General features: G+C 68.1%; 1 protein-coding gene. It reads left to right on the plus strand.

Annotated elements, in window-relative coordinates:
- Positions 1 to 401: tRNA-dihydrouridine synthase (locus EOA38_RS38800; protein ID WP_189435295.1), on the plus strand; the 401-nt coding region annotated here is incomplete at both ends.

Genomic DNA, 401 nt, shown 5'->3' on the forward strand with positions numbered 1-401 from the left:
AGGCAAGGCCGATTGGCGGGCCATTGCCCGTGTCAGGCAAGCGGTCTCTATCCCGGTGGTGGCCAATGGCGACGTCGGCTCGCCGGAAGAGGCGGCGACGATCCTCGAACAGTCGGGCGCCGACGCGGTGATGATCGGCCGCGCGCACTATGGCGCGCCGTGGGTCGCAGGCAGCGTCGCCGCGGCTGCCGCCGATACATCGACGCACGACATTCCCGAAACGCCGCAAGCGCTCGCCGACTACGTCGTTGCGCATTACGAGGAAATGCTCTCGCTCTACGGCGTCGAAAGCGGGCTGCGCCAGGCGCGCAAGCATCTCGGCTGGTATCTCGACCGGCACGCGGCCAGGGCGTCGGCTGAGCAGCGGAAGCGTATCCTCACCTCTTTCGAGCCCACGGAGG

This window comes from Mesorhizobium sp. M1E.F.Ca.ET.041.01.1.1, assembly GCF_003997355.1.
In the GTDB taxonomy this organism is placed as follows: Bacteria; Pseudomonadota; Alphaproteobacteria; order Rhizobiales; family Rhizobiaceae; genus Mesorhizobium.